Origin of the sequence: Cyanobium gracile UHCC 0139, assembly GCF_034931325.1 — a bacterium.
GTDB lineage: Bacteria > Cyanobacteriota > Cyanobacteriia > PCC-6307 > Cyanobiaceae > Cyanobium > Cyanobium gracile_B.
Map to the genome: position 1 here is coordinate 245715 of NZ_JAYGHX010000005.1, position 10076 is coordinate 255790.

The 10076-nt window shown below is 68.4% G+C and carries 10 protein-coding genes; 2 read left to right on the forward strand and 8 right to left on the reverse strand.

What is annotated here, in order from left to right; all coding sequences use genetic code 11:
- Positions 1-79: 79 nt before the first annotated feature.
- Entirely contained in the window at positions 80-1195 is a 1116-nt protein-coding gene (gene mnmA / locus VB738_RS10340) for a tRNA 2-thiouridine(34) synthase MnmA (protein ID WP_323305688.1), read from the forward strand.
- Here mnmA and glf read toward each other — a convergent pair.
- From glf to VB738_RS10370, 6 genes are all read right to left on the reverse strand, one after another.
- Entirely contained in the window at positions 1180-2325 is a 1146-nt protein-coding gene (gene glf, locus VB738_RS10345; protein WP_323305670.1) for a UDP-galactopyranose mutase, read from the reverse strand. The genes mnmA and glf overlap by 16 nt on opposite strands.
- Before the next feature lie 3 nt (positions 2326-2328).
- Positions 2329-3210, reverse strand: coding sequence for a hypothetical protein (locus VB738_RS10350; RefSeq protein WP_323305671.1), 882 nt, complete (start codon positions 3208-3210; stop codon positions 2329-2331).
- A 288-nt stretch (positions 3211-3498) separates the two neighbouring features.
- Complete coding sequence (locus tag VB738_RS10355; RefSeq protein ID WP_323305672.1) at positions 3499-4539, reverse strand: hypothetical protein; 1041 nt, start codon at positions 4537-4539, stop codon at positions 3499-3501.
- A gap of 5 nt (positions 4540-4544) precedes the next feature.
- Entirely contained in the window at positions 4545-4790 is a 246-nt protein-coding gene (locus tag VB738_RS10360; RefSeq protein ID WP_323305689.1) for a 2Fe-2S iron-sulfur cluster binding domain-containing protein, read from the reverse strand.
- A gap of 50 nt (positions 4791-4840) precedes the next feature.
- Positions 4841-6358, reverse strand: coding sequence for a cobyric acid synthase (locus VB738_RS10365; protein ID WP_323305690.1), 1518 nt, complete (start codon positions 6356-6358; stop codon positions 4841-4843).
- A 32-nt stretch (positions 6359-6390) separates the two neighbouring features.
- Complete coding sequence (locus VB738_RS10370) at positions 6391-6765, reverse strand: Npun_F0494 family protein (protein ID WP_323305673.1); 375 nt, start codon at positions 6763-6765, stop codon at positions 6391-6393.
- A 54-nt stretch (positions 6766-6819) separates the two neighbouring features.
- Between VB738_RS10370 and VB738_RS10375 the strand changes: the two genes are divergently transcribed.
- Positions 6820-7425: a nucleoside triphosphate pyrophosphatase gene (locus VB738_RS10375; RefSeq protein WP_323305674.1), complete on the forward strand. Its 606-nt coding sequence runs from the start codon at positions 6820-6822 to the stop codon at positions 7423-7425.
- On the opposite strand, the gene VB738_RS10380 is transcribed toward VB738_RS10375, so the two are convergent.
- Positions 7410-8519: a hypothetical protein gene (locus VB738_RS10380; protein ID WP_323305675.1), complete on the reverse strand. Its 1110-nt coding sequence runs from the start codon at positions 8517-8519 to the stop codon at positions 7410-7412. The two genes, VB738_RS10375 and VB738_RS10380, sit on opposite strands and share 16 nt — an antisense overlap.
- Before the next feature lie 164 nt (positions 8520-8683).
- Positions 8684-10072 carry a photosystem II reaction center protein CP43 gene (gene psbC / locus VB738_RS10385; protein ID WP_216918961.1) on the reverse strand — a complete coding sequence of 463 codons (1389 nt, stop codon included), beginning with the start codon at positions 10070-10072 and terminating at the stop codon, positions 8684-8686.
- Positions 10073-10076: the final 4 nt, after the last annotated feature.

Here is a 10076-nt window from a genome sequence, read left to right on the forward strand (position 1 = left end):
GGGATCCTTGAGCCCCACCGCCGCCACGGTCTCCGTTACGCCTGCGTCCACCGCCCAGCCCCCCGGGATCCTCCCCGAGGTGGCCGAGGTGCTGGGACGGCTGGGTGACGGGCCCGGTGAACGGCGGGTGGCGGTGGGCCTTTCCGGCGGCGTCGACAGTTCCCTGACCGCGGCCCTGCTGGTGGCGGCCGGCTGGCAGGTCGAGGGCCTCACCCTGTGGCTGATGAGCGGCAAGGGCTCCTGCTGCGCCGAGGGTCTGGTGGATGCGGCCGGCATCTGCGACCAGCTGGGGGTGCCCCACCATGTGGTCGATTCCCGGGCCCGGTTCCAGGAGCAGATCGTCGATTTCCTGGTGGAGGGGTACGGCGATGGCCTCACCCCCCTGCCCTGCTCCCGCTGCAACCGGGCCGTGAAGTTCGGCCCGATGCTGGCGTGGGCCGAGGCGGAGCGCGGCATCGGCCGCCTCGCCACGGGCCACTACGCCCGGTTGCGGCACGACGGTCGCCATCAGCTGCTGCGGGGCCTGGATTCCCACAAGGACCAGAGCTACTTCCTCTACGACCTGCCCCAGTCGGTGCTGGGCCGGTTGGTCTTCCCCCTCGGTGAACTCACCAAGGAGGCCACCCGCGCCGAGGCCGCACGCCTCGGCCTGCGCACCGCCGCCAAGCCCGAAAGCCAGGACCTCTGCCTGGCCGACCACCACGGCTCGATGCGGGCGTTTCTGGATGCCTACCTGGCGCCCCGCCAGGGTGAGATCGTGCTGGTGGACGGCACGGTGCTCGGGCAGCACGACGGGATCGAGCACTTCACCATCGGCCAGCGCAAGGGACTGGGGGTGGCCTGGAGCGAGCCCCTCCATGTGGTGCGGCTGGATGGGGCCATGAACCAAGTGGTGGTGGCGCCCCGGCGGGAGGCGACCCGCCAGTCCTGTGTGGTGGGCGCCATCAACTGGGTGTCAATCGCGCCGCCCAGCGAGCCGATCGAGGTGGAGGTGCAGGTGCGCTACCGGAGCCTGCCGGAGCGGGCCCTGCTGACGCCCCTGCCCGAAACGGCCGCCGACCACGCCGCCGGACGGCCCCATCGGGCCCGGCTCGACTTCGCCGAGCCCCAGTTCTCGGTGGCTCCGGGACAGGCGGCGGTGGCCTATGGCGGCGAGGTGCTGCTTGGTGGTGGCCTGATTCAGGCCGACGCCTGACGGCTCTCGCTGCGGAACCGGTTCATGGCCGATTCGATCACCACGTGCATGTCCATGTACTTGTATTCGGAGAGACGGCCCCCGAAGATCACGTTCTCCGTGCCCTGGGCGAGCTCCTGGTAGCGCCGGTACAGCCCCTGGTTCTGGGCATCGTTGACCGGGTAGTAGGGGATGGCGTCACCGCTGCAGGGCCGGGGGTACTCCCTGGTGATCACGGTGAGCGGCGAACTGGAGCCTTCGAAGTGCCTGTGCTCGATGATCCGGGTGAAGGGCTCGCTCGTATCGCAGTAGTTGATCACGGCATTGCCCTGAAAGTTGTCGGTCTCCAGCACGGCGTTGTCGAACTCCAGGGAGCGGTACTCCAGTCGACCCAGCGCGTAGTCGAAGTACTGGTCGATGCAGCCGGTGTAGACCACCTTGCGGGCCAGGCGCCCCAAGGGGGTGCGGTGGGCGAAGTAGTCGACGTTGAGGCGGACCTCGATGCCCTCCAGCATGGCGTCGAACAGGGCCGTGTACCCCCCGATCGGAATGCCCTGGTAGCGGTCGGAGAAATAGTTGTTGTCGTAGGTGAAACGCAGCGGCAGCCGCTTGATGATGAAGGCGGGCAACTCACGGGGATCCTTGCCCCACTGTTTGCGGGTGTAGTCGCGGATCAGGGTCTCGTAGATGTCCTTGCCCACCAGCGACAGGGCCTGCTCCTCCAGGTTGGTGGGTTCGCCGGTGAAGCGCTGGGAGGCGATCTTCTGGCGGGCTTCCTGGGGCGTACGCGTCTGCCAGAGCTCGTAGAAGGTGTTCATGTTGAAGGGCAGGGAATAGAGCCTGTCTCCGGAGATCGCCTTGGGCGAGTTGATGTAGTTATTGAATTCCGCAAACCTGTTGACGAAGGCCCAGACGGCCCTGTTGCTGGTATGAAAGATATGGGCGCCGTAGCGATGGACGTTGATGCCTTCCAGCTTCTCCGTATAGCAGTTGCCACCGATGTGCGGACGGCGCTCGACGATGAGACAGCGCTTGCCGGCATCGGTGGCGAGTCGGGCAAAGGTGGCACCGAACAGCCCGCTGCCGACGATCAGATAGTCGTAGGCAGGGGTGTGCGTATCGCTGGGCGAGGCTGCATCATGGGAGGTCACGGATCAGTGAAAATCCTTGAGGTCGACGGGCAGAAGATTCTCGATCGATTGCTGGATCTCTGGGGGCTCCTGCATGCCATAGGTGGCGAAGATGTTGATGCCGGTGCTGGTGCACTTCTTGCAGAGTTCGCTGCCATAGCGCTTCGCCTGCATCACCTGGTAGGGGGTATCCAGGTAGTTGGCGATCGATGGGGCGGAGGGGGACTGCACGCAGCAGACGGAGAAGTTGCCTTCGTGGTCGAGGCACACCTGCGACTCGCGCATGAAGCAGTTCTGTGAGCGGTGATTGCCGATGGCCTGCTGCACCAGCTGGGGGCTGTAGTAGATGTACTCAAGTTCCGGGGGTATTGTTTCGAGTCCGTCGAACATCTTGTCGATCGGCATGTAATAGGCGTGGTAGGGGCTGAATTTCATCCCCAGCTTGTCGCAGAAGTGCTTGAAGAGATGCACCTCATGCAGGTTCTGCTTGTGAACCAGATAGCGAACGTCGATGTTCTGGAAACATTCCCAGTCGCCCAGGGTCTCGGAGATGCGGATCAGGTTGGCGAGAACCGGTTCGATCCGGCCGCCCTTGTGGTTGATCTGGTAGGTGCGTTGGGTGAATCCCGACACCGTGATCGTGAAATTCCAGAGCCGCAGGGGCTTGAGCAGGGACCAGTCGTAGTCGTAATTGAGATTGGAGGAGATGCCGCAGGGAACGCCATGGCTCTCGGCACAGGCAATCAGTTCATGGAGCCTGGAATGGAGCGTGGGTTCGGTCCAGTTGTACAGGCCGAAGCGACAGTTGCCATTGGTGTCGGCCTTGGCCTTCAGGCAGATCTTCTCGAACAGCTCGATCGGCATCTCGGTCAGTTTCTGGCCGATGCTGTTGGTGTACTCGGGCATGCCGACGGGACAGGCCGTGCAGCGGAGATTGCAGCCACTCACCACATCCACCCAGAATTCAATGACTTTCTGACCGGGGGGGACAGGGGAGTATTCAGGCCACAGAAAACGCTTGACAGCCGATTGCACGTTCTTTGGAACGGCACGCTTCAAGACTGTTGGCAGCGCCATCTAGATTCCTACAAAAACGTCATGCGTCATTGCATCGTAGCCCCTGCCCGCTGACATCGAAGCGCCTGTGGTTTCGATTCGACGATGACGGCGCATCACTTTGGCTGAGGCGGCGTCTCAGCGGTTCGATGGCCCTCCGTCCGGCCTGGAGGCCCCCTGGAGAAGGCGCCCCAGCCCCTGCAGCGTCCGCTGCCGCCGCCGCCACCAGCAACTGATCGGGGGCGGGGTCAGCCAGCGTCCAGCCCGCGCCAGCCGCCTGCCCCAGGCCACCCGCAGGTGCTGGGCCCTCCGCTCCCGGCCGCAGCTGGCCAGCTGGGCGGCCGAGGGACCCCGGTAGGCCGGCAGGTCCAGCTGCAGGGCCAGCCGCTCGGTGGCCTCACGCCAGTACCGGGTGGCCTCCTGTCGGATCTGCCAGCACTCCCGGATCGAGCCCACGCTCAGCAGCGTCTCCGCGGAGAAGCGCTCCACCTCGAGGATCCCGGGCAGTCCCAGGGGGTTGGTGCCCTGTTCGCTGATCACCAGACAGCCATGCAGGGGCGCCTGCCACATGCGGCCCGAGAGGGTGAGGCCCCGCTGGTAGGGGTACATCAGCCCGTAGCAGCACCAGGCGCTCGCCAGCCGTCGATTCGCCTCCAGGTAGCTGAGGCCGTGGGTGGCCAGGCCCAGCCGGTCCCAGCGGCCGCCGTACACCCGCACCAGCCCATGGCGGGCCAGGCGGGCCAGATCCTGCTGGTAGGGGTCGTCGCCCATCGGCTTGAAGTTGGCGATGTGCAGCGGCCTGCCGGCCCGTTTGCGGAAGGGGCTCTGTTGCCAGAACTCGGGAACCACCGGCAGGTACCCCGGCACCCAGCGGAGCCCCTCGGGAAGCGGGTCCGGCCGAAACAGGGAGATGAGACGGATTTCACGGGCCCGGGGGAAGCGCTCGGGCCAGTCCACCTGGAGCTCCTTGACGTAGTCGTACACATGCACGATCCCCCGGTGGTCCCGATGGGGGGGGCCGGGATCGCCGCGCAGGATCACCAGCAGGTCGAGGTCCGGATCGACCCGGCCAGGGACGAACCGGAAACCCGCGGCCAGATAGAACAGCCGCACGTTCCAGATCACGTCGAGATCCTGGAAATCGATCGAGAGGATGTGGAACCGGGGGGAGGAACTCACACGACCTACCAGTGGGGATCACTGGCCAGGCTGACGGTCAGCCGGCCACTGGGACTGGAGTGCACGGTGGCCACACAGGCCCGCACCACCCGTCCGTTGACCTCGATCTCGCAGGCGCCGCAGCTGCCCCCCAGGCAGCCGGTGGGGATCAGCACCGACGCCTGGCGGGCGGCCTCCAGCCAGTCCTGGCCGGGGATGGCCGTCGTGGTGCGCCCGTCCGGCCACGCGATGGTGATGGCAGGACGGGGGATGGCGATGGGGGGAGGGCCGTGCTGGCGGAAATCTAGGGGGTGCCGGCCGTTCAGGGACGCGGCGTGCGGGGCAGAGGACCCGGGGCCAGCAGGGGCCCCAGGTCGATGTGGGCTTCGAAGGCGTCGGCCAGGCGATCGAGCAGGGCGTCCCGCTGGCGGCCGTGGTGGGGCTGGTGCTCCTCCAGGGGCGGCAGCCGTCGCCGTCGCCGCAGCTGGTTGAGCCAGCGGCGCCGCCAGGGGCCGTTCTCGAAGATGCCGTGCAGGTAGGTCCCCGCCACCAGCCCCCCCTGGCTGCCGGACTCCGCCCACCAGCCCAGGGCCCCGTCCTGCGCCAGGGGCGCACAGCCCGCCGGGTCGGTCCGCTCGCTGCGGCCGTGGTGGAGCTCGAAGCCCTCCACCACCGGCAGGTCGCCCGGGCCGGGGGGCCAGACGGCCCGGCTCTGCCGTTGCCGCAGCGCCTTGTCGCCATGGAAGACGGTGCGCAGGGGCAGCAGGCCCAGCCCGCTCACCCGCTCCCCGGGCTGGCCGCCTTCGAGGCCTTCGGGGTCGTGCAGCTCCTCGCCCAGCATCTGCAGGCCGCCGCAGAGGGCGAACACCTGTCCGCCCCGGGCCACATAGGCCCGCAGCTGCTCCGCCATCCCGCTGCCGCGCAGCGCCGCCAGGTCCCGCAGGGTCTGCTTGCTGCCGGGCAGGATCACGGCATCGGGCTGCTCCAGGGGCTCCCCCGGGCGCTGCCAGCGCAGCCGCACGCTGGGCTCGGCCTCGAGCGGGTCGAGGTCGGAGAAGTTGCTCAGGGAGGGCAGCCGCACCACCACCAGGCTGAGCTCGGCGCGGGGCTTGCGACTGCCCCGCTCCAGCAGGTCGAGGGAGTCCTCGGGGGGAAAGAGCTCGTCGAGCCAGGGCATCACCCCCAGCACGGGCACCCCGGTCTGCTGCTCCAGCCAGTCGCGGCCGGCATCGAACAGGGAACGGCGGCCGCGGAAGCGGTTGATCAGCAGTCCACCGATCAGGGGCCGCTCCACGGGCCGCAGCAAGGCCAGGGTGCCGACGATCTGGGCGAAGACGCCGCCGCGTTCAATGTCCGCCACCAGCAGGCAGCGGGCCCGCAAGTACTGGGCCAGCCGCAGGTTGGTGAGGTCCCGGGCCTGCAGATTCACCTCCACCGGGCTGCCGGCCCCCTCCAGCACCAGCCGGCCGCCGGGGTGGGCGGCCTGTAGCTCCGCCAGGCCCGTCCGGATCGCTGCCCAGCCGGGCCGGAACCAGTCGCGGTAGTAGTGCTCCGCGCGGGCCGTGCCCACCGAGTGACCCAGATGGATCACCTCACTGGTGCTGTCGCCCCGGGGCTTGAGCAGCACCGGGTTCATCGCCACCCGGGGCTCCAGGCCCGCCGCCCAGGCCTGCAGGGCCTGGGAGTAGGCCATTTCCCCGCCCTGCGGGTCGACCCAGGCGTTGAGGCTCATGTTCTGCCCCTTGAAGGGCAGGGGCTGCTCCCCCCGGCGCCGCAGCACGCGGCAGAGGGCAGCGGTCATCAGGGATTTGCCGGCGCCGCTGCTGGTGCCCAGCACCATCAGCGGCCGCGGGGAGACGGGGTGGGGGCGGTTCAAAGGCGGGGGCGGTGGCGGCGCAGCGCCTCCAGGATCCGCTCCCGCCGGCCCGCCCGGGGGATCTCGCCGGGCCAGCGCCGCAGCAACTGCCGGCCCATCGGCGTCAGCCGCACCCGCTCGGTGAGCCCCTGGCCGTCCACTTCCCGCCGCAGCACCCCCAGCCGGATCAGCCAGAGGAAATGGTCCTCGGTCCGGTCGCCGCTGAGGGGAAGGAAGGTGAACGGGGCAGGGACTTCGGTGCGGCCGGCCAGTTCCGTGCTGCTCAGGGGCTCCTCCCCCACCGTCTCGTAAAAGCAGCGGCGGAAGGGCAGGCAGCGGAGGGAGAGGGCGGCCCGCGCCAGCGAACGGGACTCGGTGTCGGCCTGTGCCATCGCCCCATTCTCCCCAATCGACGGGCAGGCTGGAGACCCCGCTGGAGATCCCCCTTGCTGCTGCTGGCTTCCGCTTCCCCGGCCCGGCGCCGCCTGCTGGAGCAGGCCGGCCTCCCCCACCGCATCCAGGTGAGCGGCGTGGATGAGGACGGGATCCGGGAGGCCGATCCCCGGCGGCTGGTGCAGGCGCTGGCGCTGGCCAAGGCCCGGGCCGTGGCCGCCACGCTCGCCTCTGAAACCGACTGGCCGCCCTTTGGGGTGCTGGGCTGCGACTCCCTGCTCGTGGTGCAGGGGGAGGCGTGGGGCAAGCCCCGCGACGCCGCCGAGGCGGTGGAACGCTGGCGGCGCATGGCCGGCGGCTGGGGGGACCTGCACACCGGCCATGGCCTGCTGCGGTGTCCCGCCTCCGGGGAGCCGGAGGCGCCCCTGCAGGCGGTGGTGACCACGCGGGTGCAGTTCGCCGCCCTCGACGAGACGGCCATCCAGGCCTATGTGGCCAGCGGTGAGCCCCTGGCCTGTGCCGGCGGCTTCGCCCTTGAGGGCCGCGGCGGCCTGGTGGTGGAGCGGCTGGAAGGCTGCTTCAGCAATGTGATCGGCCTCAGCCTGCCCCTGCTGCGGCGCTGGCTCGGCTCCGGGGCCCTGGGTCAGGCGCCCGGGTGATGGGCGCGGATCCGCCGCAGCCAGTGGGCCATCGACATCCTCTCGAGCACGGCGCGGCGCTGGGCGGAATCTTCGAAGCGGGGATGCAGGGTGTCCCGCCAGGCCTCCAGTCGCGCGGGGGAGAGGCTGTCGCTGTCCCAGTGGTCGACATAGGCCACCGGCAGGTCGCCATAGGCGGCCGTGGTGGGGTTGCGCTCGATGATCGGGATCGCCCCGGCCAGCAGGGCCGTGAACGCCTTCGGGCAGGGATCGAGGCCGCCGCCGCCGGCGCAGATCACGAAGGGATAGCGCTGGAGGGTCGGGAAGAAATCGTCGTAGGGAATCTGCTCGTGCACCTCGACGAACGCCTGCCAGTCGCCGGTCGCCAGCCGCATCACCGTGCGCCGGTTCTCCCATTGCGGGCCCTCACGGACGTAGTGGGCGCAGAAGGCCTTGAGGGGTCGCTGCCGGAGGGGGATTGCTGCGTCCTGCGCCAGGGTCCGGCGGTAGATGATGTGACCATCACTGTTGATGCAGCCCAGCGGAATCGGGGTGACACCGGGCAGCGGGGTGTCGAGATTCTCCGCGTACCAGTTCACCAGTCTGGGGTCGTCCAGGAGGCCGAGCAGACGCTGCTGCAGGCCGGAGGCGAGGTAATCGGGGAACCGCTGATCCACCTGCCGGGGCAGGGTGGTGTCGGCATCGCCGGTGACCAGAACGAAGCGTGATGTGGCCGCGATGCGGGGGAGATAGCGGTCCAGAAACAGCTCCAGGCACTCCGGCACCGCCTTGACGAACAGGAGCCGTGGCTGGGCGCGCAGATCGCCGAAGAAGCCGTGGCGGGTCAGGCTCCAGTCGGCCCAGTGGGCGATTGAGGGGATTGTGGGCTCCACCAGCCGCGTGTTGAGCACCAGGCCGTGCCCATCCGGGTTGCGGCGGCGCAGGGAGCGACGGGTCGCGGAGAACCGGCGCCGGTTGAGGAGCCCTTCGATGGCCTGGGTGCGACGCCGGATCCGGGGGGCCAGCAGCACCCTCAGGGTGTGCGGCGATCGCCGGATCTTGCCGCCCAGCCTCTGCCAAAGGCTCGCCGCGTCCGTGGCGGAAGGATCACCCATCGGATCTCCCAACGGCTGCGGCGGGATTCAAGATACGGCAGCAAAACAGCTGCAGCAGAGAACCCGCGCTGCAGAACGCCCCCGCAGCAAAAAGCCCCCGCCCGGGGGCGGAGGCTGGTGCAGGGGCCGATAGGGGAAACCGGAGACCGGTTGCCCGGGGTCCATCAGTCGAGGTCCGGCATGGCCAGGGTGGGCTCGGCCTGACGGTCGATGCCCTTCTCGAAACCGGCGGCGGCAGCGCGGGCCCGGCCCGCATGCCACAGGTGTCCGACCAGGAAGAAGAAGGCCAGCACGAACTGCGTGGAGGCCAGCCACTGGCGGATGTTGACGAAGTTCACCGAGTTGGGCTCGGTGATGATGCCGCCCACGGAGTTGAGGGAGGCGTTGGGGGCGTGGGTCATGTACTCAGCCGCCCGACGCACCTGCCACGGCTGGATGTCGTTCTGGAGCTTGTCGAGGCTCAGACCGTTGGGGCCGCGCAGGGGCTCCAGCCAGGGACCGCGGAAGTCCCAGAAGCGCATCGTTTCGCCACCGAAGATGATCTCGCCGGTGGGGGAGCGCATCAGGTATTTGCCCAGGCCCGTGGGGCCCATGGCGGAACCGATGTTGGCGCCCATGCGCTGGTCGCGCACCAGGAAGGTGAAGCTCTGGGCCTGGGAGGCTTCGGCGTTGGTGGGGCCGTAGAACTCCGAGGGATAGGCGGTGTTGTTGAACCAGATGTAGGACGAGGCGATGAAGCTCATGAAGCTCAGGGCGCCGAGGCTGTAGCTCAGGTAGGCCTCACCGTTCCAGATGAAGGCGCGGCGCACCCAGCCGAAGGGCTTGGTGATGACGTGCCAGATGCCGCCGAAGATGCAGATCAGGCCGATCCAGATGTGGCCACCGATGATGTCCTCCATGGAGTCGACACCGATGATCCAGCCCTCGCCACCGAAGGGGGCGCGGGTGAGGTAGCCGAAGATCACCCCAGGGCTGAGGGTGGGGTTGCTGATCAGGCGCACATCACCGCCACCGGGGGCCCAGGTGTCGTAGACGCCACCGAAGAACATGGCCTTGAACACCAGCAGCAGGGCACCCACACCGAGAAGGATGAGGTGGTAGCCGATGATGTTGGTCATCTGGTTCTTGTCGCGCCAGTCCTGGGAGAAGAACGCGGAGTAGTTCTCCAGAATCTCGGGACCGCGCAGGGCGTGGTACAGGCCGCCGAGGCCGAGCACGGCGGAACTGATCAGGTGCAGAACACCGACCACGAAGAAGGGATAGAGATCGGTGACCTCACCGCCGGGGCCCACGCCGTAGCCAAGGGTGGCGACGTGGGGGAACAGGATCAGGCCCTGCTCGTACATGGGTTTGTCGAAGGTGAAGTGGCTCACCTCGAACAACATCATGGCGCCGGCCCAGAAGACCATCAGGCCCGCGTGCGCCACGTGGGCACCCAGCAGACGGCCGGAGAGGTTGATCAGACGGGCATTGCCCGCCCACCAGGCATAGCCGGTGGAGTCGAGGTCCTTGCCCCCGACCGAGATGAGACCGGAATTAAAGGGCGTTTCCACGGGG